17 protein-coding genes are annotated in these 22,874 nt (G+C 68.4%); 8 read left to right on the top strand and 9 right to left on the bottom strand.

Going from position 1 to position 22,874, the window contains the following annotated elements; genetic code table 11:
• The first annotated feature begins 36 nt into the window (after window positions 1–36).
• From QP552_RS00380 to QP552_RS00370, 3 genes are all read left to right on the top strand, one after another.
• Window positions 37–2,526 carry a DEAD/DEAH box helicase gene (locus QP552_RS00380; protein ID WP_111113229.1) on the top strand — a complete coding sequence of 830 codons (2,490 nt, stop codon included), beginning with the start codon at window positions 37–39 and terminating at the stop codon, window positions 2,524–2,526.
• A complete protein-coding gene (locus QP552_RS00375; RefSeq protein ID WP_111113228.1) occupies window positions 2,523–3,545 on the top strand; it encodes a ribonuclease H-like domain-containing protein in 1,023 nt (340 codons plus the stop codon). The genes QP552_RS00380 and QP552_RS00375 overlap by 4 nt, the downstream gene beginning before the upstream one ends.
• A gap of 66 nt (window positions 3,546–3,611) precedes the next feature.
• A complete protein-coding gene (locus tag QP552_RS00370) occupies window positions 3,612–3,926 on the top strand; it encodes an I78 family peptidase inhibitor (RefSeq protein WP_111113227.1) in 315 nt (104 codons plus the stop codon).
• 93 nt (window positions 3,927–4,019) lie between these two features.
• Here the strand turns inward: QP552_RS00370 and QP552_RS00365 are convergent, their stop codons facing one another.
• From QP552_RS00365 to QP552_RS00345, 5 genes are all read right to left on the bottom strand, one after another.
• Entirely contained in the window at window positions 4,020–6,017 is a 1,998-nt protein-coding gene (locus QP552_RS00365; protein WP_286074647.1) for a M56 family metallopeptidase, read from the bottom strand.
• 3 nt (window positions 6,018–6,020) lie between these two features.
• Complete coding sequence (locus QP552_RS00360) at window positions 6,021–6,407, bottom strand: BlaI/MecI/CopY family transcriptional regulator (RefSeq protein WP_049430885.1); 387 nt, start codon at window positions 6,405–6,407, stop codon at window positions 6,021–6,023.
• Window positions 6,408–6,514: 107 nt separating this feature from the next.
• The gene (locus tag QP552_RS00355) at window positions 6,515–8,770 is read right to left on the bottom strand and encodes a TonB-dependent receptor (RefSeq protein ID WP_286074646.1); all 2,256 of its coding nucleotides are present in this window, start codon (window positions 8,768–8,770) and stop codon (window positions 6,515–6,517) included.
• A gap of 17 nt (window positions 8,771–8,787) precedes the next feature.
• Window positions 8,788–10,008, bottom strand: a complete 1,221-nt coding sequence (locus QP552_RS00350) for an MFS transporter (protein WP_286074645.1) — start codon at window positions 10,006–10,008, stop codon at window positions 8,788–8,790.
• Window positions 9,998–10,390 (bottom strand): hypothetical protein, encoded by a 393-nt coding sequence (locus QP552_RS00345; RefSeq protein WP_258394069.1) that lies wholly within the window; start codon window positions 10,388–10,390, stop codon window positions 9,998–10,000. The genes QP552_RS00350 and QP552_RS00345 overlap by 11 nt, the downstream gene beginning before the upstream one ends.
• A 127-nt stretch (window positions 10,391–10,517) precedes the next feature.
• On the opposite strand from QP552_RS00345, the gene QP552_RS00340 reads away from it, so the two are divergent.
• Window positions 10,518–11,465, top strand: a complete 948-nt coding sequence (locus QP552_RS00340) for an AraC family transcriptional regulator (protein ID WP_111113222.1) — start codon at window positions 10,518–10,520, stop codon at window positions 11,463–11,465.
• A gap of 141 nt (window positions 11,466–11,606) precedes the next feature.
• Complete coding sequence (locus QP552_RS00335) at window positions 11,607–12,743, top strand: serine hydrolase domain-containing protein (protein WP_286074644.1); 1,137 nt, start codon at window positions 11,607–11,609, stop codon at window positions 12,741–12,743.
• Here QP552_RS00335 and QP552_RS00330 read toward each other — a convergent pair.
• The 3 genes from QP552_RS00330 to QP552_RS00320 all read right to left on the bottom strand — a co-directional run bounded on the left by QP552_RS00330 (window position 12,678) and on the right by QP552_RS00320 (window position 16,142).
• On the bottom strand, window positions 12,678–13,460 hold the full coding sequence (locus QP552_RS00330) for a hypothetical protein (RefSeq protein WP_258394068.1): 783 nt from the start codon (window positions 13,458–13,460) through the stop codon (window positions 12,678–12,680). The two genes, QP552_RS00335 and QP552_RS00330, sit on opposite strands and share 66 nt — an antisense overlap.
• 21 nt (window positions 13,461–13,481) lie before the next feature.
• On the bottom strand, window positions 13,482–14,897 hold the full coding sequence (locus QP552_RS00325; RefSeq protein WP_286074643.1) for an XVIPCD domain-containing protein: 1,416 nt from the start codon (window positions 14,895–14,897) through the stop codon (window positions 13,482–13,484).
• Between the two features lie 123 nt (window positions 14,898–15,020).
• On the bottom strand, window positions 15,021–16,142 hold the full coding sequence (locus tag QP552_RS00320) for an SDR family oxidoreductase (RefSeq protein ID WP_111113219.1): 1,122 nt from the start codon (window positions 16,140–16,142) through the stop codon (window positions 15,021–15,023).
• A gap of 196 nt (window positions 16,143–16,338) precedes the next feature.
• Between QP552_RS00320 and QP552_RS00315 the strand changes: the two genes are divergently transcribed.
• On the top strand, window positions 16,339–16,647 hold the full coding sequence (locus QP552_RS00315) for a hypothetical protein (protein ID WP_286074642.1): 309 nt from the start codon (window positions 16,339–16,341) through the stop codon (window positions 16,645–16,647).
• Here the strand turns inward: QP552_RS00315 and QP552_RS00310 are convergent.
• Complete coding sequence (locus QP552_RS00310; protein WP_286074641.1) at window positions 16,625–17,680, bottom strand: DNA topoisomerase IB; 1,056 nt, start codon at window positions 17,678–17,680, stop codon at window positions 16,625–16,627. The genes QP552_RS00315 and QP552_RS00310 overlap by 23 nt on opposite strands.
• A 112-nt stretch (window positions 17,681–17,792) precedes the next feature.
• On the opposite strand from QP552_RS00310, the gene QP552_RS00305 reads away from it, so the two are divergent.
• Window positions 17,793–18,182, top strand: coding sequence for an I78 family peptidase inhibitor (locus QP552_RS00305; RefSeq protein WP_099552806.1), 390 nt, complete (start codon window positions 17,793–17,795; stop codon window positions 18,180–18,182).
• Window positions 18,183–18,356: 174 nt separating this feature from the next.
• Window positions 18,357–22,811 carry a glutamate synthase large subunit gene (gene gltB, locus QP552_RS00300; RefSeq protein ID WP_286074640.1) on the top strand — a complete coding sequence of 1,485 codons (4,455 nt, stop codon included), beginning with the start codon at window positions 18,357–18,359 and terminating at the stop codon, window positions 22,809–22,811.
• The last annotated feature ends 63 nt before the right edge of the window (window positions 22,812–22,874 follow it).

Below are 22,874 nucleotides of genomic sequence, written 5' to 3'. Positions count from 1 at the left end.
TGTGACCCCTCGCAATCCGTACTGGCTCCATCTTCCATGGCCTACGAACTCGCCAAGCGCACCGCCGACGCCGAGCAGAAGCTCGCCACCCGCGACGGCCTGCCCGCCCGCGATGGCGCCCTGCTCAGTGCGCGGCTGCAGCGCCGCTACCAGGACCGCATCACCGGCAGCTTTGCCATTCCGGGCCGGGAAGGCCGCTACGCGCCCCTTCCCGGGTCGGTGCCGCCGGCCCTGGCCGCCGCCCTGAAGGCCCGTGGCATCGAGCAGCTCTACAGCCACCAGGCCGAAGCGTGGGAGGCCAGCCAGCGCGGCGAACACGTGGCCATCGTCACCCCCACCGCCAGCGGCAAGTCGCTGTGCTACACCCTGCCGGTGGTCAGCGCGGCCATGCAGGACAAGGCCAAGGCGCTGTACCTGTTCCCGACCAAGGCGCTGGCCCAGGACCAGGTGGCCGAACTGCTGGAACTCAACCGCGCCGGCGACCTCGGGGTGAAGGCCTTCACCTTCGATGGCGACACCCCTGGCGATGCGCGGCAGGCGATCCGCCTGCATGGCGACATCGTGGTCTCCAACCCGGACATGCTGCACCAGGCCATCCTGCCGCATCACACCAAGTGGGCGCAGTTCTTCGAGAACCTGCGCTACATCGTCATCGACGAAGTGCATACCTACCGCGGCGTGTTCGGCAGCCACGTCACCAACGTGCTGCGCCGGCTCAAGCGCATCTGCGCGTTCTACGGCGTGCAACCGCAGTTCATCCTGTGCTCGGCCACCATCGGCAACCCGCAGGCGCATGCCGAAGCGCTGATCGAGGCGCCGGTGACTGCCATCACCGAATCCGGCGCACCCAGCGGGCCCAAGCAGGTGCTGCTGTGGAACCCGCCGGTGATCAACCCGGACCTGGGCCTGCGCGCCTCGGCGCGTTCGCAGAGCAACCGCATCGCGCGCATCGCGATCAAGTCCGGGCTGAAGACGCTGGTGTTCGCACAGACCCGGCTGATGGTCGAGGTCCTGACCAAGTACCTGAAGGACATCTTCGACCACGACCCGCGCAAACCGCCACGCATCCGCGCCTACCGCGGCGGCTACCTGCCCACCGAGCGCCGCGAGACCGAGCGCGCGATGCGCGCCGGCAACATCGACGGCATCGTCAGCACCTCGGCGCTGGAGCTGGGCGTGGACATCGGCAGCCTGGACGTGGTGATCCTCAACGGCTACCCCGGCAGCGTGGCCGCCACCTGGCAGCGCTTCGGCCGTGCCGGTCGCCGCCAGCAGCCCGCGCTCGGCGTGATGGTGGCCAGTTCGCAGCCGTTGGACCAGTACGTGGTGCGGCATCCGGACTTCTTCGCCGAGGCCTCGCCCGAACATGCGCGCATCGCCCCGGACCAGCCACTGATCCTGTTCGACCATATCCGTTGCGCGGCGTTCGAGCTGCCGTTCCGGGTAGGCGATGGCTTCGGCCCGATCGACCCCGAAGTGTTCCTGGAAGCGCTGGCCGAAACCGAGGTGATCCACCGCGAAGGCGAACGCTGGGAATGGATCGCCGACAGTTACCCGGCCAACGCGGTCAGCCTGCGCGCGGTGGCCGATGGCAACTTCGTGGTGGTCGACCGCAGCGATGGCCGCCAGCAGATCATCGCCGAAGTGGATTACTCCGCCGCCGCGCTCACCCTGTACGAAGGCGCCATCCACATGGTGCAGTCCACCCCGTACCAGGTGGAAACGCTGGACTGGGATGGCCGCAAGGCCTACGTCACCCGCACCCACGTGGACTACTACACCGACAGCATCGACTTCACCAAACTCAAGGTGCTGGACCGCTTCGATGGAGGCGTGGCCGGCCGTGGCGATTCGCACCACGGCGAAGTGCACGTGGTGCGCCGCGTGGCAGGCTACAAGAAGATCCGCTATTACACCCACGAGAACATCGGCTACGGGCCGGTCAACCTGCCCGACCAGGAACTGCACACCACCGCGGTGTGGTGGCAGCTGCCGCAGGCACTGCTGCTGCGCGCCTTCGCCAGCAAGCAGGATGCGCTGGATGGCTTCCTCGGCGCCGCCTATGCGCTGCACATCGTCGCCACCGTGGCGGTGATGGCCGACGCGCGCGACCTGCAGAAGTCGGTCGGCAACGGCGATGGCGCCTGGTTCGCGATTGCCGACCAGAGTGGCCGTGGCCAGCTGCGCGGCAGCAATGGTGACCCGGGTGCAGTGGAGCTGCTGCAGGAATTCGTGCCCACTGTCTACCTGTACGACAATTTCCCCGGCGGCGTTGGCCTCAGCGAACCGCTATGGCAGCGCCAGACCGAGCTGGTGCAGCGCGCGCGCGAACTGGTGCAGCGCTGCGACTGCAAGGCCGGCTGCCCGGCCTGTGTCGGCCCAGTCCTGGCCGCGCAGGAAGAGGATGAGACCTCACCGCGCGCACTGGCACTTCGCGTGCTCGACCTGTTCGATGCCGATGCCTGCCAGCATGTGCCCGACGTGGTGGTGACCGTGCGCGATCCGATGGAGCTGCTGGCACCGTGAGCCTGAGCCTGGACAAGCTGCGCCTGCTGCGGAAGCAGGCCGGCGACCCGAAGGCGGCCACGCCGACGACGCCGGATGCAGCGCCTGCGCCCCCCGCACCCGTGGCTGCCAACGATGCACGGCAACCACCGGCCGAGCGTTCGGTGTTCGCCTGGGTCGAACAGGAAATCCGCCACAAGCCGACCGGTACTGCGGCCGCCGCACCGGCACCGGCAACGCTGCGTCGGCCGGAGGTGGGCAGCCTGCATCGCCTGCTTGGCCTGCGCACACGCGGCGGTCCTGCACCGGTGCATGCCAGTGCACAGGATCGGCAACTACCCGGCGAAGAAATCGCACCGGGTCTGTTCCTGATCGAATCGCTGCAGCCGCAGACGATTCCGGCGCAGCCCCTGTCGCTGGATTTCGCCCGTCGCGAAGGCCAGCACGTGGCCGCGCGCGACCTGCTGTTCTTCGATACCGAAACCACCGGCCTGGCCGGCGGCACCGGCACCCGCGCCTTCATGATCGGCGCCGCCGACTGGCATGTCTGCCCACGACGCGGCGAAGGCCTGCGCATCCGCCAGCTGCTGATGTCGACGATGGCCGCCGAGGACGCGATGCTGGCCACCTTCGCCAGCTGGCTGCAGCCCTCCACCGTGTTCTGCAGCTACAACGGCCGCAGCTATGACGCCCCACTGCTGAAGGCGCGGTACCGGCTGGCCCGGCAACGCGACCCGATCAGCGCGCTGGACCATGTCGACCTGCTCTACCCCACCCGCCGCCGTTATCGCGGCAGCTGGGAGAACTGCAAGCTGTCCACCATCGAGCGCCAGCTGCTGCGCGTGGTACGCGAGGACGACCTGCCGGGCTCCGAGGCGCCCGGCGCATGGCTGCGCTTCCTGCGCGGCGGGGACGCGGTGAACCTGCGCCGGGTGGCCGACCACAATCAGCAGGACGTGGTGACCCTGGCCCTGCTGCTGCAGAGGCTGGTGCACGAGGAACAGCGCGAGCGCGAGACACTGGCGCTGGTCGGGCAATAGGCGTTGACACGGCCTGACGGTGGCAGCGGTGACACTGCCGCCACCATCCACGCCTGGAGCCCGACGATGCGCCTCAATCCCCTGGTCCTGCTCGCCATTCTGCCCTTGGCCGCCTGCAGCCATGCCGGCAGCAGTACCGCGCATGAGACCACGCCGCCACCGGCGGCCGATGGCCCGCATGAGTGCCAGCCCGACAAGCTTGAAGCCTTCACCGGCAAGACCGCCGACGAAGCCACCGTGAAGCAGCTGGTCAGCGCCAGCGGCGCGCGCAATGCACGGGTGGTCAAGCCAGGCATGGCGGTGACCATGGACTTCCGCCAGGACCGCGTGACCGTGCAGGTGGATGCGCAGAACCGCATCGAGCGCGCCAGCTGCGGTTGATGTTCCGCTGGGTAGCGCCGGGCCATGCCCGGCGCCTTCCCTCATCAGGTGTGCCGCTGCGCTCGCCGGGCATGGCCCGGCGCTACCGCCGTTTCAGAGGCGCTCGGCCTTGCCACTGGCCAATGCGCGGGCGATCACCTGCTGTGCCTGCTGCGATGCCTGCGCATGCACGCGCGCCTGGCGTTCGCCCAGCGCGGCCTGCTGGCTGCCCAGCGCGGCCTGGCGGCCGGCCAGTTCAGACTGCTGGCTGGCCAGACGACTCATCTCGCGGGTGCGGCTGGCACGCGCGGTTTCGTTGTCCACTTCCTGCATCGCACGACGCGCCTCGGCGGCCGCCTCGCGTGCGGCCTCACGTGCAACGGCCGCATCATTGGTTGCGCCCCGTGCCGCCTTCGCCGCTTCCGCCGCCGCTTCGCGGTTGATGTCATGCGCAGCCATCGCACTGCGCGCGGCCTCCGCTGCGGCCAGTGCCATGCGACGCGCCTCTTCACCCTGCAGACGCCCCATCTCGCCCATCTGCTTGCCGAGGTTGCTCTGCTGGCGGCCCAGCGCACTCTGCTGGCGGCCCAGTTCGCTCTGCTGGCGACCGAGGTCCGCCGCACCGGCATAGGCGCGCTGCAGCGACTGGATCAGCATCGGGTCGCGCACGATGTAGCGCTTGTCACCCTGGCGGAACCACAGCGCCGGGCCCTTGCCGAGCTGTTTGCGTGCAAGCGTCACATCGTCGATGCCGCCGTTGGCGAAGGTCGAATCACCATCCACCAGCACGAACGCCTGCGACGGGGACTGGCCCAGATCCAGGCGGCCGTAGGTGGTGATGGACGACATGCGCGAGGTCGTGTGGCCAGCGTCCATGCCGGTGTCGACATCCACATCGGCATCGACATCGACCGCCACATCCGCGTCGTCAGGGCCCGACGTCGCCTCCGCATCGGTCGGCTCGGCGGGGGGCACCGGGGCAACCGGTGCAGCAGGTACCACTGATGCAGGCGGTGCCGGCGGCGCTTCCGGGGCCTTCGGCGGCCGCGGCACAGCAACCTTCGGTGCGGCCGGCGGCGCAGGCGGTGCCGGCGGCACCGGGGCTGCAACCAGGCGCATCGGCGCCACGCCCACCACCACCACGACGGCGGTCAACGCCATCGCCAGCAGGCGCGGGCAGGACCGGTGCGACTGCAGCGAAAGCAGGCGACGCTTGAGGCTGGTGGTGCTCGGTGCGGCACTGGCCACGCCCAGATGCGGCTGCGGTGCCACGCCCAGCTGCAGCAACAGCCGGCCATAGGCCTGGCGGCTGGCGCCGTGCTGGCCGACCACGGCCGCATCCACTGCTTCCTCGCGGGCCTGGGCGTATTCGCGCACCGACAGGCGCAGCAACGGGTGGAAGAAGAACAGGTGCTGGGCCAGTGCGGGCAGCAGCCCCCACTGCAGGTCACGACGCTGCAGGTGCTGCAGTTCGTGGGTCAGTGCCAGGTCCAGCGCGTCGCCCTGCAGCGCGTTGTCACCCGCGGGCAGCAGCAGCACCGGGCGGAACGGCCCGACCAGCTGCGGCGAGTCCACCTGCGTGCTCATCCACAGCCGCGGTGCGGGGCGCACGCCGTGCGCATCGGAGGCCAGCTGCAGGGCCTGTACCAGCGCCTCGTCCTCGCAGGGATACGCCGCAGCCAGCAGTGCGCGGCAGCGGCGCCACTCACCGAAGGTGCGCAGGGCCATCAGCAGCACGCCGGACAGCCACAGCGCGGCCAGTGCGACCGCCCACCACGCAACCGCCGGCACGTCCGCCGCAGGCATCGGCATCGCGGCCAGCAGCTGCGCCGAAGCCTCCGGGGCCAGCGGGTGAAGCGTCTCGGTAGCCACTTCGGTAGCGGTCACCGCCACGGCCTGGGGGGCCGGCAGCCAGGCCAGCTGCAACGGCTGGCTCCAGAACAGGCCGAGCACGGCCTGCAGCGAAACCAGCCACCACAGGCGGCAGCGGGTGGCCGCCGACAGCGACGGCAGCGCACGGCACAGGCCGTACACCAGGGCCACCAGCAGCACCGTCTGCAGGCTGGTCCAGCCCAGCCGTTCCAACATCGGGATCAGCATCGTGGTGTCCATGGCTCAGCCCTCGTGGCGACGCGATTGGAGTTGGGCGACCAGCGCTTCCAGCTCGGCCAGCTCGTTGTCGCTGACCTGCTGGCGCTGCGACAGGTAGGCCACGAACGGCGACACCGAACCCTGCAGGGTGTTGTCGACGAACTGGGCCACGGCACCCTGCAGCACGCTCTGCGGGCCACGGGTGGCCTGGTAGCGGTAGACGCCGTCCTGCTGCTGGCGCTGAAGATACCCCTTCGCCCGCAGCCGCTCCATCATCGTCAGCACGGTGGAACGGGCCAGGCCACGGGCCTCCCCGTAGCCACTGGCGACCTCGCCGACGCTGGCCGGCGCATGTTCATCGATGTACTGCAGCAGGGCCAGCTCCTGGTCCCCGATGGTCTTGCCACGCATGACACCACTCCCTTGACTACACGTGTCGTCACTTTCTGCGTGACGACAACTGTAGTCAACCCCCCGGAAGTCATGGGCCGACGAACGGTAGGCGGTGCTCGCCTCCCTCAGTACTCCACCCGGTACCCGATCGAGAAGGTCCGCCCCGCGGCCGGCAGGCTGGACATCTTTCCGTAGGTCGCCTCGGCCTGCTGGCCATAGACCGTGCGGTAGTCACGATCAGCCAGGTTGTAGATGCCAGCGCTCAAGCGTCCTCCAGCCACCGGTACTTCGCCGATCAGGTCGAACACCGCATAGCCGTGGATCTTCGCGGCCGGGGTTGCGCGGATGCTCGGGCTGATCGCAGCAGCTGGTGCATCACGCCAGGCGCGATCGGTTCCGCCCACCACCTGCCCCTGCAGCCGCAGCAGGCTGTCATTGGCGAAGCGCCACTGCCCATGCACACCGGCCTTCAGCGGCGAAACGCGGAACGCATTGAGCTCGCGCCAGCGTCCGGCAGCGTCGCGGTACTGGCCCCGGGTGCTGGCAAGGCTGGCGCCCAGTTCCAGCTGCGTGGCTGGCGTGTAGCGCAGGTTGGCCTCCACGCCCCACACCCGCTCGTCGGTGTCGGCCACCGACACGCTGTAGTCGCGGTTGAACTGCACGGTCTTGTCCGAACGGTTGTAGAACGCGGTCACCGCACTCTGCAGCGATGCATCGCTGCGGCGCCAGCCCAGCTCGTAGCTGTCGACCTTGATCGGACCGATGTTGCGGCTGTCGATGACGAAGCTTGCCGGTACGTCGCGCAGCATGCGCTGGGTGTCGGGCAGGCTGAAGCCCTGCGAGACGTTGGCGAACAGCTGTTGCGATGCATCCAGCCGGTACACAACACCGGCATTGAACAGGGTCTGCGAGTGGCGCACGCGGCCGCCCTGCAGCAGGCGCGGCTGATACCCGGCAACGGCGTCGGCGGTGATCGCTTCGGTGTAGGGAAGCGAGTCTTCTACGCGATTGCGCAGGATCTGGTGGCGCACGCCGGCCTGTACGCTGAAGCGCTCACCCAGCGAATGATCGGCCTGCAGGAACAGGCCGGTGGTATCCACGCTCACGTCCGGCCCCATCGCGTACTGCGCCGTGGGCTGGTAATCGAGGCCATTGCTGGCGATGAAGCGATTGATGTCATACATCTGACCACGCTGGCGATCCTGCTCGCGTTCATGGTCTACGCCATACGACAGTTGCAGGCTGCGGCCACCGACCTGGAAATCCTTGTGCAGCGCGCTGCGCAGGCCCCAGACATCAATGTTGGTGTTGGACTGCATCGCCACATAGGCGAAGCCCCCGCGCAGCGCGGGGTGCACCAGGGTCGACACCGACGGGAACCAGCGCCCCTGCTCGTTGCGGTAATAGGCTTCCATGCTCAGTTCCTGCCCGCCCAGCACGTCGCGGTTGCGGTACTGCGCGTTGACTCCCTGATGGCGCGTACGTGGCTGTGCCTCCAGCTGCAGGCCCGGCAGCGCCTGGTGGCTCGGGGCATGGGCCGGGCTGAGCAGTGCCGCCAGGCGCGGGCCATAGTCGGGGCCATGATCGCTGTCCTGCTGATCGTCGAACCAGCGGACACCGACGCTGAACTGCTGGCTTTCCGTCGGGGTCCAGTCCAAGCGCGCATTGAGCTCCCGCGTCTCGGTGTCCTGGCGATCGGTCTGCGCGATCTCCGGGCCGATGCGGCGGCCATGCGCATCCAGCGAGGCGCCCTGCCGGCCATAGGCGAAACCGAACGCGCCACTGAACTGCTCGCCGCGCACGGTCATGGTCTGGGCTGCATTCCAGGCCAATGTGTCACTGGACAGGTGCGACGGACTGCGCAGACCGAACTGGCTGGCCAGCTGCACCGGCTGCTCGCCGGGCTGCAGGGTGATGATGTTGATGATGCCGCCGCTGGCACCGGCGCCGTACAGCGCGGTGGCGCCGGAGATCACCTCGATGCGCTCGATCATGGTCGGAGAGATGCTGTTGAGCTGGCGCGATCCATCGCGCGCGCCGGTCAGCGGTACGCCATCGATCATCACCTGCACGCTGCGGCCGCGCATGGTCATGCCGTAGTTGCTGGTGGTCCCGCTGGCCGGCGCCAGCGACGGCACCAGCTGGCCGAGGATATCGGCGGTGCTGCGCCCGGCGGTGATCTGCTGGGAAATCTGCTCGCGTTCAATGGCATACACAGTGCCGGCAATCTCGGCCACGCTGCGTGCACCTCGCACGGCGGTGACGCTGACCGCATCCAGTTGCCGGGTGCCGGTCGTAGCGGACGCATTCTGCGCCGCCAGCTGGCCACTGATGGCCAGCGCCAGCATGGCCAGCGGAAGGGTTGCTGCGGTATGCCGCATGGTGTCCTCGTTGCGTATCAGGGGGAGTTCGTGGGTGCTGCGAAGCGGCGCATCAGCGGCCCGCACAACAGCAGTCCAAGCGCCGAAACCGTCGCCAGCGCGATGTAGTAGGTGGGGAAGCCCATGCCCTTGGCGAGGAAGCCGGACAATGCGCCACCGATGAAATTGACCAGCAGCTCGAAGCACACCAGCAGGGTGAAATCGGTGCCCGCCTGTTGCCGCGAACTGACCCTCATGAACAAGGCGTACAGGCTTGTCATCGCCACATAGCGCAGGGCCAGCAGGGCGATCACCAGCGCGCCCAGACCAAGCCGTGACGTTGCCACCGCGCCGCTGTAGAGCATCAGCGCCAGCAACACATACAGCGCTGTGCGCCACCAGCCGGCATGCATCAGCAGCTGCTCGGCGCGCCGATGCTTGAGCAGCCACGCTGCCGCAACGGCTGCCAGCATGCCGGTACCGGCGCCCCCGACCGAGATCAGCAAACCGATTTCGGTCAGGCTGAACTGCTGGTCCACCAGCAGCGGATTGATCATGGCCATGGCCGGTGCTTCGACCACCCGGTACAGCACGATCAGCAACAGCGCCCAGCGCAGCTCCTGGCGGCGCAGCGCGCGCAGGACGCTGGGTCGCGGCGCATCGGGCCTGGCCGGCGTTTCATTGATCTGCTGTACCGCCAGAAGGGTCAGCGCGCTCATCGCAGCCAGGCTGAGCAGGGCCACGTTCCAGCCACGGGTTTCATACAGCCACAGCACACCGGCGCCACCGATCATGCTGCCCAGGGCCACGCCGACGCTCTGCGCCATGCTGCCCAGCCGGTGCTCGGCGGGTGCCAGCGCCTCCACGGTGTAGCCGTCAATGGCGATGTCCTGGGTAGCGGCGATGGTCGAGATCCACATGCCGACCAGCACGAACACTGTCAGGCCATGGTCCAGGCCGGTGAAGGCCAGCACCAGTATTCCGGACAGCAGCAGCAACTGGGTCAGCCACAGCCAGCTGCGGCGCCGGCCCAGGGCCGGCAGGTGCCAGCGGTCGACCAGCGGCGCCCACAGGAACTTGAGCGCCCACGGCAGGTACAGCAGCGACAGCATGCCGATCCAGCGCAGATCCACGCCCTGGCTGCGCAGGATGGCCGGCACCGCAACGTTGTAGAAGTACAGGGGCAATGCATGTGCCATGTACAGCGCAACGATCACGCCCAGTCCGAACGGCGACGCGGCGGCACGCTCAGTGCGCATCGGCCTGCTCCAGCTGCTCGCCAATCCAGCGCATGCCCGCGCCGGCATCGGTGGTGACGAAGTAGGGTACGGCCCAGGCCGCGTGCAGCGCTGGCGTATCCAGCCGCAGCTGCTCGGCGGCGCTGCTGGCGATGCGTACCAGGCCTTGGCAGTACTGCCGGAAGGCGGCCTTGTACTGCTTGTACCAGACCGCCTGCAGGGCACGGTAGTCATCGCAGAAGGTGGCGCCGGGCGCGGTGGTGGCGACGAAGTAGAAGGGACGGCGGGCCGCGATCAGCGCCTGCACACGGTCCAGCCAGTACCGGATCTGGTCCGCATCCACCGCCCCGTGGAAGACGGCGCGCAGGACCACCGCCTCGTTGATCACCAGACCCATTGCCATCGACCTTGTTGCTGAACAGGGAAAGGGGCAGCGACCACCCCGCAAATGAGAATAATTTGCAATACCATTGAAAGTTTAGGCGCGACGAAAGAAAATTTAGGCACGACAGCATTCGTGGGTGCCTTGCATGCAGGTCTATTCCTGCGCCGAACTGATGAGCGCCGCGCACGCGCTGGGCGGCCGGGTCGACTTTGAATCGGGCCTTCCCGACGCGCTGCCGGTGCTGGCCGGCTGGCAGCAGGTGCAGTCGATGGACTGCGGCCTGGTGCTCTATCTCAGCCGCAGCCGGGACATGGTCGGCGGCCGCAGCCACAACTGCCTGCCTGCGGGCCTCACCGCCAGTTTCCTGCTGAAGGGACAGGCCGAGGTGGACATCGCCCGCCAGCGGCTGGCCATGGACAGCCGCCGCACCGGGAGCCCGGCGATGCTGGTCCACCTTCGCGAGGAAGAAGCGTTCCAGCGCCATTGGCAGGCGGGTCGCGAGGAAACCAAGGTCAGCCTGCACCTCAGCCAGGACTGGTTGTCGCGCCAGCTCGATGGCATTGCATCGGCCGGACTCAGCCGCCTGCGCCTGAGCCACGCGCGCAACCAGGCGTGGCAGCCGCCTGCGCCGCTGCTGCGGCGAGCCGCTGCGTTGTTCGGCACGGAAGCGGCCGAGCCGCCTCTGCTGGCCAGCCTGCAGCGCGAGAGCTTTGCGCTGGAAGTCGCGGCCAGCGTGATCCGATCCGTGGTCGCCGAACGCGACGCGCCAGTCCCCAGCGCGCATCTGCGGCGTTGCGTGGACCAGCTGCAGCAGTGGCTGCAGAGCGGCGAAGCCGATGGCCTGACCATCAACCAGATGGCACGCAGGCTGGGGACCAACGCCGTCGACCTGCAAGGCGCCTTCCAGCAATTGCACGGCAGCAGCATCGCTGCCTGGCTGCGTGCACTGCGCCTGCAACGGGCGCACGATGCGCTGCTGCAGCGCCGGGTATCGGTGGACGTGGCGGCCAGCCTCGCCGGGTACGCCCATACCAGCAGCTTCAGCGCCGCGTTCAAGCGGCAGTTCGGACGGTCGCCCTCCCGCATCCGCTAGCCGCGTGCACGCCCTGCATGCCGGCCCGGAGCCTGCCCGCGCGACGCAGGTTCCGCTTAAACCTTTTCCGCGACCACAGCATCAGATCCTCGACGCCCGCCGGAATCCCGCATGTTCCGCCCAACGCTTCGAGTCGTGCTCATGCTCATCAGCGCCCTGCCGTTCGCCGCCCTGCCCCTGCCCACCGTGTCCGCCAACCAGGACAGGGCCAACGACCAGACCCGGCGCCTGATCCGGCAGATCATGCGCGATGAGCGCATTCCCGGGCTGCAGATCGCAGTGGTCAAGGAGGGCCAGATCGTGTTGTCCGAAGCCTACGGGCTGGCCAACGTGGAGAACGGCGTGCTCGCCTCACGCGACACCCGCTTCCCGCTCAACTCCGCCACCAAGGCGTTCACCGGGGTGGCCATCGCACAGCTGGCAGAACAGGGGCGATTGGATCTGGACGCGGCGGCCTCGCGCTACCTGGATGATCTTCCTGCGGCATGGAAAGACGTGCGCCTGCGCCAGCTGCTGGCCCACACCTCCGGCCTTCCGGACATCCTCGATGCGAAGGGGCTGCTGGGCGGTGGGTCCGAAGCGCAGGCATGGACGGCGGTCACCACCCGCCCGGTCGAAGCCGCACCCGGGCAGCGCTTTGCCTACAACCAGACCAACTACGTGCTGCTGGCGCGGATCATCGCGCGGCAATCAGGCATGCCCTACGAGCGGTTCCTCGCCACCGCCCAGTTCAGCAGCGCACGCATGGCGCGCACCACCTTCGGTGACAGCTACGACCTGGTTCCGGATGTGGCGACGATGTACAGCCTGGCGCCGCGCGCGACCGATGCGGCCAATACGCCGCCACGCCTGTCGCACTGGTTCTACGACATACCGCCCTCACTGTGGGCCGGCGGCGGCATCCTCACCACCGCCGACGACACCGCACGCTGGCTGGTCGCGCTGACCGAAGGCCGCCTGCTGGGTGACGCCGCGCGTGCACGCATGTGGTCGGCCGAGCGCCTGGCCGACGGCCGCGCTGGTCCGTGGGCGGGCGGCTGGCCAGTGCTGCAGGCAGCGCCCGACCTGCAGGTGGCCGGCATCGGCGGCGCGCGCTCGGCGTTCGTGGTCTATCCCGAACGCGGCGTGGCAGTGGTGGTGCTGACCAACCTGGTCGGCGCCAATCCGCAGCGCTTCATTCCACGTATCGCCGACTTCCATGCCGGTGCTGCCTCAGCGGCCGATGACAAAGCGGTCGCCCGTGCAGGGCAGCAACGGTCCATCGTTGCACGGCCATAGTGCCGCGGGGAGGGTCTGCGTCACCTCGAAATGATCCTGGTTCCAGCGCAGGAATCCGGCATGCACGGCGTTGCCATGGTCGAAGGTGCGCGCATCCTCGGCCAGCGGCTGTTCTGGATCAGCTTCGAGCACCCAGCGCAGTACCGGCACCTTGTCCAGCTGCCCGGTGAAAGCAAACAGTTCACCCGCGCCCTTGTCCTGGTAAGCCGCCAGTGCCGTGGCATCCGGCAGGCTGGCCTGCGCCAGCAGTGCGTCGGTGATGTCCTGCAGCGGTCCGGTTCCCTCAGCGATATAGGCACGCATGCCGGTCGTGCTGGCCGGGCACCCCTTCAACTGCACCAGATAGCCGGTTTTGCCGCCACCGCCGGAGAACGAGCGCAACCAGTAGCGGAAGCGCGGTCCACTCTGGTCGGTCACCATGACGTCGGACCCGCCCTGCTGCCCTGGAATCGATACCACCAACGCGTCGTGCGCACCGGCGACGTCGCACTTCAGCTGCTGCAGTACCCGACGGGCGGGCTCGGGCAGCGCGCCGTGACGGCCACCGGCATGCGCGCTGCCGGATCCTTCCGGCAGCGCCGGCAAGCCGCGATCGGGCGAAGAAGATTGCGCGGCGGTTGCCACTGCGGGCGCGGCAACCGGGGCTGCAGCGGTGTGCTCGCCGGCGGGTGCACACGCGCTGCACGCCAGCAGCAACACCAACGGCAGACCGGACATCAATGGTAGACGGACCATCGTTCAGCGCCCTCCCATCGCCGGCGCTTCCTGCTGCTGTGCAGGCGCCGGTGCCGGTGCACCCTGTTCGCGCGCTTGCTGCTGCAGCTGGCGCAGGCTGATTTCCACTGCCGTCTCGCGCACCTCGGCCGCGTTGACGCCTGCGCGCACTGCCGCGGGATCGCCCGGACTGCCCTGCACCAGGAACAGTGTCTCGCCCGCAGCGCGGCCACCACTGGGATTGCTGGCCACGATCTGGTCGACCCGGGTGATGCCTGCGGCCTTCGCTTCGCGCAGCATCACCAGGCTGTATTCATCGGCATGCTCGGCATAGCGTCCGCCCAAGGCCTGCAGGTGCGTGCTGATCTGCTGCTGCAGGGCATGGTCGCGATGCTGCGGCTGCCGGGGATCGTCGTTGGCCGCGAGCGGCGTGTCCTGTCCCAGCTCGCGCGCCTGGCCCGGCGCAACCGAGGTCAGCACATACTGCCAACGGTTCTGCCCAGGGGTGCCGCGTACCGTCGCCACGAAGTCGTCGTACTCGCCGCCGCCGATGGTCTGGCAGCCCGCCGAATCGGTGTTGGACCGGCTGCCACGATGGATCTTGAAGGTGTCGTTGAGGTCCTGCACGCCCTGGGTATCGCGGGCATCGAACCAGCCGTCACCATTGCTGTCGCGCTCCACCCGGCCAGCGCCGGCGGTGATGGCCGCCTGCGAAGGACGCAACGCGAACTCATCGGGATGGCCGTTGCGCGGATGCGTGGTCGCGCGCATCTCGGTGGTGCCTTCGCCCAACCGTCCAAGATCCTTGACCCGGTCGCCGTTGACGTCCTCGCCCTCGGTCTTGGTACGCGGCGCCACGTTGCCGAAACCGGGGCTGCGTGGCGTGGTCTTGGCGTGACCGTCGTACTGGGCCGTCGGCTCTGTCGTGGCCTGGTTGAACTCGCGCACATGGCCGTGGCCCTGCGCATCCTTCCACAGCACCACGATGCGGTCGTCGTAGACACCACGCCCGCGTGCCTCGGTGGTGCGGTTCTCATCACGCAACCCCAGCACCACGCGATCCTGGGTGGCCATCGCATCGTTCGCCGCGGCGTTGCCGCGCTGGGCCACGATGCTGCCGTATACGTCGTACTGCTGGGCCTGGCTCAGGCCTGCGGTCTCTGCTGCATCGGGCATGCGCGGAGGGCGCGTCGCCTCACCCAGGCGATCCAGCATCGGGTTGACCGTGGCCGCATCCGCGGCGGACACGCCACCGCTCCGTCGCAGCGCCTCAAGCTCGGTGGCGCCACGCGCCGCGATGTAGCGATCCAGCGATTCCTGCACCACCGCACTCTGGCCGTTGTGCAGGGCCTCCAGGCGCGCGGCCGCGCCACGGGCGTCGTTCTGCCGCAGCAGGGCGACGACTTCATCGGCCGCTGCGTTGATATCCATCTCCGGCATGATCTTTCCTTGAACGTGATCGGTGTGGAAGTCCAGCCTACCCCACCACACCGGCGCAGCCTTTGACACACACCACACACCTGCGCGAAGCCCCATTCAGCAGACGCCACGCAATAGGCCTGTTCAGCCTCGAGGCCCGCCCATCACCGGCAGGACCACGCCACTGATGTAGCTGGCACAGACCGGCGAGGCCAGGAATACGTAGGCCGGCGACAGTTCTTCGGGCTGTGCAGGCCGGCCCATGTCGCTGTCCTTGCCGAACTCCGCCACGTCCTCCGCCGGCTTGTCGGCCGGGTTCAGCGGCGTCCACACCGGCCCCGGCGCCACGCAGTTGACCCGGATGCCACGTGGCAGCAGCTGGCTGGCCAGCGACTTGGTGAACGCATGGATCGCGCCCTTGGTGGCCGAGTAGTCGATCAGCGCCTTGCTGCCGAAAATGCCGGTTTCCGAACCGGTGTTGATGATGCTGGCACCCTCGCCCAGATGCGGCAGTACCGCGCGCGCCATCTGGATATAACCGCCGATGTTGGTCTGCAGTGTTTCCTGCAGATGCGCGTCTTCCAGGTCTTCCAGCCGCTCGCAATGCAGCTGGAACGCGGCGTTGTTGACCAGGATATCGATGCCGCCGAGTGCTTTGGCCACCTGCTTGACCGCCTTGTTGCAGAAGCGCGGATCGCGCACATCACCGGCGATCACCACGCAGCGACCGCCTTCGCGCTCCACGTGCTGGCGGGTGATGTCCGCGTCCTCGGCCTCGTCCAGGTGCAGTACCGCCACGTCGGCGCCTTCGCGTGCAAACAGCACCGCCACTGCGCGGCCGATGCCGGAATCGCCACCGGTGACGATCGCACGCATGCCCTGCAGCTTGCCGCTGCCGGTGTAATCGGGTGCAAGGAAACGCGGCGCCAGCTCTAGTTCGTGTTCGTGCCCGGGCTTGGCCAACTGCTGCGCCGGCATCGCCTCCGGCTGGCGGCGTGCACCGGCCTGGGTCGCGGTTTTCTTTGTTGTCTTCTTCGTTGCCTTCTTGGCCGCGCGGGCGTCCTTGGCCTTCTCCTGGTCCTGCAGGCGCCGCTGCCGGGCCGCAACGCGGGCGGCGCGGGGATCACTGGCTGCCGCCTTGCGGGATGCGGTCTTCACCACGCGCGGGCGATCGGAGTCGGCGACCGTCTTGGTTGGGGTGCTGCCTTTACGCACTTTCGGCGATGCCTTGCGGCGGGCGGGGGTCTTCTTCTTGGTGGTGGCCATGGAAGTCTCCTCGGGAGGCAAACGGGCTGCCGGCCAGCGGCCGGCACTACCGGGGGGCGGCGCATGCCGCTCCTGCAGTGTCTCCATCTACGCTGTTGGCGGCAGTGAGCGCGCCGTGTCCTGCATGTGCACGGCATTCATTCCGCCACCACGCACGCCGTCGCACCCTTCACGCAACCACACAAGGAACGCCTCCATGAAACCTGCCATTGCCGCCACCGCTCTCAGCCTTGCCCTCGCTGCCTGCAGCAGTACGCCCATGGCCCAGGTGCAGCCGATCGACGGTGTGATTTCCGGCCAGTGCCACAGCGACATGGTGCGCGGCGCACTCGGCCTGGCCGCTTCGGTCGCCACCGTGGCGCGGGCACGCGTGGACAGCGACAGCCTGCACGTGCGGGTGCTGCGCCACGACGGCCCGCGGGTGCCACCGGCCCACGAAGGTGGCGACCGCCTGACCATCGAGAAGGGCCGCACCAACAACATCACCGCGATCTACTGCGGCTGAGCCGGCGTGCCCTGCGCAGCACGCGCAGGGTGGCCTGCTCCCACTGGCGCGGCCCGCGCAGCCCGGCCAGCCAGGCCAGTTCGCCGCGCTCCCAGCCGGCGAACACGCACGGGTCGATGTAGGCCTTGCGGCACACCGCAGGCGTGTTGCCCAGCAGCGCTGCCACCTCGCACACCACCGCACGCTGTGCCTGCGCCAGCGCGCGCTGGCTGGCCGGCTCCGGCAGCTCGGTGGTGGCAAACGCCTGCACCGCCGCCACGGTGCCGCCCCACGTGCGGAAATCCTTGGCGGTGAAGTCCTCGCCCATCACCTCGCGCAGGTAGTCGTTCACTGCACCCGAATCCACCGGCTGCGGCGCGCCGTCGTCATCGCGGTACTGGAACAGGGCCTGGCCAGGCAACTGCTGCAGGCGCCGCACCAGCAGCCCCAGCCTGCGATCGCCCACGGTCACCTCCTGCAGCTGCCCGGACTTGCCGCGGAAACGCATGCGCACCCGGCCCCCCTGCAGCAGCTCCAGATGGCGGTTGCGCAGTGTGGTCAGTCCGAACGAACGGTTCTGCTGCGCATAGGTTTCATTGCCGACCCGCACCAGCGTATCGGCAAGCAGCGCGACCACCATGGCCAGCACTTTCTCTTTCGGGAAGCCGGGCCGCTTGAGATCGCGCGACAACCGCCGCCGCAATGCAGGCAGGGCCTCACCAAAGGCAATGATGCGGTCGAACTTGCCGGCATCGCGCTCCTTGGCCCAGTCGGCATGGTAGCGGTACTGCTTGCGTCCGCGCGCATCGCGGCCGGTTGCCTGCAGATGGCCATTGGCATGGGCGCAGATCCACACCGCGGTGTAGGCCGGCGGAATCGCCAGCGCACGGATGCGTTGCAGGGTGGTGGCATCGCGCAGCGCGTGGCCATCGGCATCGCGGTAGCTGAAGCCCTTGCCAGCGCGGCGGCGGCTGATGCCGGGCTGGGTGTCATCGACATAGCGCAGGCCCGCAGCGCGCGCGGCCTGTTGTTCCGGAGTGGCGGGTGTCGGCATGTCCGCCAGTGTCACCGGTGCGGCGCAGTGATCCTGTCGATAACACAAGACAAACACGTGAGGGTCGGTTCGCCGCTATGCTCGGGCTTTCACAACCCCTTCCGGAGTCATGATGTCGTTTCCGATTCGCGCCCGTTCGCTCTCCGTCCTGTTGCTGCCGGCCGTGCTGGCCCTGACCGCCTGCCAGGCACCGGCGCTGGATGAACAGGATTCGGCCACGGCCCATGCCCAGCAGGCCGCCGAGGCCGCCAAGGCACCGGCCGACGACGCCGGCAAGGCCACCGAGGCACCGCCGGTCGGCACCTGCGATGCCAGCCAGGTACAGAGCCTGGTCGGCCAAGCGTACACCGATGCCCTCGGCAAGCAGGCGCAGGAAGATGCCGGCGCCAGCCAGGTGCGCGTGCTCAAGCCCAATGATGTGGCCACGATGGAGTTCCTCGGCGACCGCCTGAACATCGAAGTGGACGACAAGGGCGCGGTCAGCGGTGCACGCTGCGGCTGAGTCCGGCCCCGCGCCGGCATTGGGTTGCCGGCGCGTTCTGTTGCACCTGCAACCGTGTATTGCGGCGTTGCAGCAACCTGTGATCTAGTCGAGGCATCCGGTGGCCTCACGATGCGCTCCAGGGAATGAGCGGGGACGAGTGTCGCCGCCAACCCTATACGCATCGAGGTAGAGATGGCCCCCCGCAACCGCCAAGGGCTTTACGACCCGCGCTCCGAGCGCGATGCCTGTGGATTTGGCATGGTCGCCCAGCTCGACGATCAACCATCGCGCCTGTTGGTTGATACCGCCATCGCCGCGCTTTCGCGCATGACCCACCGTGGTGGCGTTGCCGCCGACGGCCTGACCGGCGATGGCTGCGGCCTGCTGCTGCGCCGCCCCGATGCGTTCCTGAAACTGCTGGCCAGCGAGGCCGGCATCGCCACCACCGCGCGCTTCGCTGCCGGCCTGGTGTTCCTGCCGCACGATGCCGACGCGGCACAGGCCTGCCGCGCGCAGCTGCAGGCGCAGGTGGAAGCGGTGGGCTGCAAGGTCGCCGGCTGGCGCCAGGTACCCACCGACGACAGCGTCTGCGGCCAGCTGGCGCGCGACACGCTGCCGCGCATCGAACAGGTGTTCGTCGACGCCGGCGTCGGCCAGGACGATGCCGGCTTCGCGCTGGCGCTGTTCCTGGCCCGTCGCCGCAGCGAGCAGCAGCTGCGCGAACACGCCGACTTCTACGTCACCACCCTCACCCCGGATGCGATCAGCTACAAGGGCATGGTGCTGCCGGACAAGCTCAGCCGCTTCTATCCGGACCTGCAGCGCCGCGAACTGGCCTCCAGCGCGATCGTGTTCCACCAGCGCTTCTCCACCAACACACTGCCGCGCTGGCCACTGGCACACCCGTTCCGCATGCTCGCCCACAACGGCGAGATCAACACCATCGAAGGCAACCGGCGCTGGGCGCAGGCGCGCAGCAAGGTGTGGAAGACGCCGCGCTTCGACATCGCCGAGTTCGACCCGGTCATCTCCATGCACGGTTCGGATTCGCAGAGCCTGGACAACATGCTGGAGCTGATGGTCGCCGGTGGCATGGAGCTGATCCAGGCGCTGCGCATCCTGGTGCCGCCGGCCACGCAGTCGCTGGAATTCAAGGATCCGGACCTGGCGGCCTTCTACGAGTTTCACGGTCTGAACAGCGAGCCATGGGACGGCCCGGCCGGCATCGTCGCCTGTGACAGCCGCTACGCCGTGTGTACCCTCGACCGCAACGGCCTGCGCCCGGCGCGCTGGATGCTGACTGCCGACCGCCACTTCCTGGTCGCCTCCGAAGCCGGCGTGTGGGAAGTGCCGACCGAGCGCGTGGTGCGCAAGGGCAAGCTCGGGCCCGGCGAGATGGTCGCCATCGACCTCAAGCGCGGCGACCTGCTCGACTCCGACGCGGTGGACCGCATCAACCGTGGCCGCGCGCCGTACAAGCAGTGGCTGCAGCAGGGCGTGACCTACCTGCAGACCGAACTGATCGACCCGTCGCTGGTGGAAGAACCCTTCGACGAAGGCACCCTGCGCAGCTACCACAAGCTGTACCAGCTCAGCAGCGAGGAAGTGGAGCAGGTGCTGCGGCCGCTGGCCGAGACCGAGCAGGAAGCCACCGGCTCGATGGGCGATGACACGCCGATGGCCGTGCTGAGCCAGCGCAGCCGCCCGCTGTACGACTATTTCCGCCAGGCCTTCGCGCAGGTCACCAACCCGCCGATCGACCCGCTGCGCGAAGACTGCGCGATGTCCCTGTCCACCCAGCTCGGCAAGGAGACCAACATCTTCCATGCCGGCCCGGAGACGGTGAACCACGTCATCCTCAATTCGCCGGTACTGAGCCAGCGCAAGCTGCGCCAGCTGCTGAAGATGGACCAGTACGTGCAGGCCAACCGCCTGCTCGACCTGTCCTACAGCGAAGACGAAGGCCTGCGCGCCGGCATCGAACGCATCTGCGCCGAGGCCGAACAGGCCGCACGCGATGGCATGGTGATGCTGCTGCTGTCCGACCGCTACCCGGTGGCCGCGCGGCCGATGGTGCATGCGCTGCTCGCCACCAGCGCCATCCATCACCACCTCTCGCGGCTGGGCCTGCGTTGCGATGTGAACCTGATCGTCGAAACCGGCACCGCGCGCGACCCGCACCACATGGCCTGCCTGCTCGGCTTCGGCGCCACCGCGGTGTACCCGTACCTGGCCTACCAGACCCTGTTCGACCTCGGCCGCCGCGGCATCCTCAAGCTCAGCAAGGGCGGTGAGCAGTCGCAGATTGGCCGCCGCTACCGCAAGGGCGTCTACAAGGGCCTGTCGAAGATCATTTCGAAGATGGGCATCTGCACCGTGGCCAGCTACCGCGGCGCGCAGCTGTTCGAGATCATCGGCCTGGAACCTGAAGTTGTGGACCTGTGTTTCCCGGATACCGCCTCGCGCATCGGTGGCGCCGGTTTCGCCCGCCTGGATGCCGATGCACGCGAACTCCGCGCGCAGGCCTGGGACGCGCAGCAGGATGTGGATGTCGGCGGCCTGCTGAAGTACGTGCACGGCGGCGAGTACCACATGTACAACCCGGACGTGGTCACCACCCTGCAGCGCGCGGCCCGCAGCGGTGACCCGCGTGCGTGGCAGCAGTACTGCGATGCCGTGCATGCACGGCCGCCGTCGGCGCTGCGCGACCTGCTGGAACTGGTGCCGGCGGCCACGCCCGTGCCGCTGGATGAAGTGGCGCCTGCCAGTGCCCTGTTCCCGCGCTTCGACACCGCGGCGATCAGCCTGGGCGCACTGTCGCCGGAAGCACATGAAGCCCTCGCCATTGCCATGAACCGACTCGGCGGCCGCAGCAATTCCGGCGAAGGCGGTGAGGATCCCGCCCGCTATGGCACCGCAAAGCGCAGCAAGATCAAGCAGGTCGCCTCGGGCCGCTTCGGCGTCACCGCTGAATACCTGGTCAACGCCGAGGTGCTGCAGATCAAGGTTGCGCAGGGCGCCAAGCCCGGCGAGGGCGGCCAGCTGCCGGGCCACAAGGTCAACGAACTGATCGCACGCCTGCGCTATGCGCGCCCGGGCATCGGCCTGATCTCGCCGCCGCCGCACCACGACATCTATTCCATCGAAGACTTGGCGCAGCTGATCTACGACCTCAAGCAGGTCAACCCGACCGCACTGGTGTCGGTGAAGCTGGTCAGCCATGCCGGTGTGGGTACGATTGCCGCCGGCGTGGTCAAGGCCGGTGCGGACCTGATCACCATCTCCGGCCACGACGGCGGTACCGGTGCCTCGCCGGTCAGCTCGATCCGCTATGCCGGCGTGCCGTGGGAACTGGGCGTGGCCGAAGCGCACCAGGCGCTGCTGGCCAACGACCTGCGCGGGCGCACCCTGCTGCAGACCGATGGTGGCCTGAAGACCGGCCTGGACGTGGTCAAGGCCGCGCTGCTGGGTGCGGACAGCTTCGGCTTCGGCACCGCGCCGATGATCGTGCTGGGCTGCAAGTACCTGCGCATCTGCCATCTGAACAACTGCGCCACCGGCGTGGCCACCCAGGATGACCGCCTGCGCGAGAACCACTTCAACGGCCAGCCCGAGCGCGTGGAGAACTTCTTCCGCCTGCTGGCCGAGGAAGTACGCGGCTGGCTGTCGTACCTGGGCGCGCGTTCGCTGGAAGAGATCGTCGGCCGCACCGACCTGCTGCGGCAGATCGAGGCCGCACCGCGCGATGGTGTGCGCGTGGACCTGTCGCGCCTGCTGGCCGATGCCCGTTACGAAGGCAGCCACTGCGCCGCGCAGCGCCTGTACGAATCGCCGGACAGCCTGGCCACGCAGATGGACGGCCTGCTGGCCCCGGCCATCGAACACAAGCGCGGCGGCGAACACCGCTTCCTGATCCACAACACCGACCGCAGTATCGGCACGCGCCTGGCTGGCGCCGTGGCGCGCGCGCATGGCAACCAGGGCATGACCGAGGCGCCGCTGGAACTGCGCTTCCGCGGCAGTGCCGGACAGAGTTTCGGTGCCTTCAACGTCGGCGGCCTGCACCTGGAAGTGGAAGGCGAAGCCAACGACTACGTCGGCAAGGGCATGGCCGGTGGCCGCCTGGTGGTACGCCCACCGCGCGGCGCGCGCTTCGAGGCACGCAGCACCGCCATCATCGGCAACACCTGCCTGTACGGCGCCACCGGGGGCGAGCTGTTTGCTGCTGGCCGCGCGGGCGAGCGCTTCGCGGTGCGCAATTCCGGCGCGCTGGCGGTGGTGGAAGGGGCCGGTGATCACTGCTGCGAGTACATGACCGACGGCGTGGTGCTGGTACTGGGCAAGGTCGGCCTGAACTTCGGTGCCGGCTTCACCGGTGGCCTGGCCTACGTGCTGGACGTCGACCGCGATTTCGTCGATCGCTACAACCACGAGCTGATCGACATCCATCGCGTCTCAGCCGAGGGCTTCGAGAACTACCGCCAGCACCTGCACCGCCTGATCGGCCGCCACCGCGAGCTGACCGGCAGCATCTGGGCGCAGCAGATCCTGGACGAGTTCCGCGATTACATCGGCAAGTTCTGGCTGGTCAAACCCAAGGCCGCCAGCATCGAGTCGCTGACCGAAACCCTCCGCCGCGCGGCGTGACATGGCGGGGCGCCGTCCGCAACCGGCGCCCTGACCTCCCCACCGCTGTAGTGCCGGCCGCTG

Origin of the sequence: Stenotrophomonas sp. 59 (assembly GCF_030291095.1) — a bacterium.
Classification (GTDB): domain Bacteria; phylum Pseudomonadota; class Gammaproteobacteria; order Xanthomonadales; family Xanthomonadaceae; genus Stenotrophomonas; species Stenotrophomonas maltophilia_Q.
This window is presented reverse-complemented; position numbering and strand designations above follow the sequence as displayed.

Coding starts and splice junctions, on each gene's coding strand:
- QP552_RS00380 (WP_111113229.1), top strand. CDS start 37: ATGGCCTACGAACTCGCCAAGCGCACCGCCGACGCCGAGCAGAAGCTC.
- QP552_RS00370 (WP_111113227.1), top strand. CDS start 3,612: ATGCGCCTCAATCCCCTGGTCCTGCTCGCCATTCTGCCCTTGGCCGCC.
- QP552_RS00365 (WP_286074647.1), bottom strand. CDS start 6,017: ATGGACACCACGATGCTGATCCCGATGTTGGAACGGCTGGGCTGGACC.
- QP552_RS00360 (WP_049430885.1), bottom strand. CDS start 6,407: ATGCGTGGCAAGACCATCGGGGACCAGGAGCTGGCCCTGCTGCAGTAC.
- QP552_RS00355 (WP_286074646.1), bottom strand. CDS start 8,770: ATGCGGCATACCGCAGCAACCCTTCCGCTGGCCATGCTGGCGCTGGCC.
- QP552_RS00350 (WP_286074645.1), bottom strand. CDS start 10,008: ATGCGCACTGAGCGTGCCGCCGCGTCGCCGTTCGGACTGGGCGTGATC.
- QP552_RS00345 (WP_258394069.1), bottom strand. CDS start 10,390: ATGGCAATGGGTCTGGTGATCAACGAGGCGGTGGTCCTGCGCGCCGTC.
- QP552_RS00340 (WP_111113222.1), top strand. CDS start 10,518: ATGCAGGTCTATTCCTGCGCCGAACTGATGAGCGCCGCGCACGCGCTG.
- QP552_RS00335 (WP_286074644.1), top strand. CDS start 11,607: ATGCTCATCAGCGCCCTGCCGTTCGCCGCCCTGCCCCTGCCCACCGTG.
- QP552_RS00330 (WP_258394068.1), bottom strand. CDS start 13,460: ATGTCCGGTCTGCCGTTGGTGTTGCTGCTGGCGTGCAGCGCGTGTGCA.
- QP552_RS00325 (WP_286074643.1), bottom strand. CDS start 14,897: ATGCCGGAGATGGATATCAACGCAGCGGCCGATGAAGTCGTCGCCCTG.
- QP552_RS00320 (WP_111113219.1), bottom strand. CDS start 16,142: ATGGCCACCACCAAGAAGAAGACCCCCGCCCGCCGCAAGGCATCGCCG.
- QP552_RS00315 (WP_286074642.1), top strand. CDS start 16,339: ATGAAACCTGCCATTGCCGCCACCGCTCTCAGCCTTGCCCTCGCTGCC.
- QP552_RS00310 (WP_286074641.1), bottom strand. CDS start 17,680: ATGCCGACACCCGCCACTCCGGAACAACAGGCCGCGCGCGCTGCGGGC.
- QP552_RS00305 (WP_099552806.1), top strand. CDS start 17,793: ATGTCGTTTCCGATTCGCGCCCGTTCGCTCTCCGTCCTGTTGCTGCCG.
- gltB (WP_286074640.1), top strand. CDS start 18,357: ATGGCCCCCCGCAACCGCCAAGGGCTTTACGACCCGCGCTCCGAGCGC.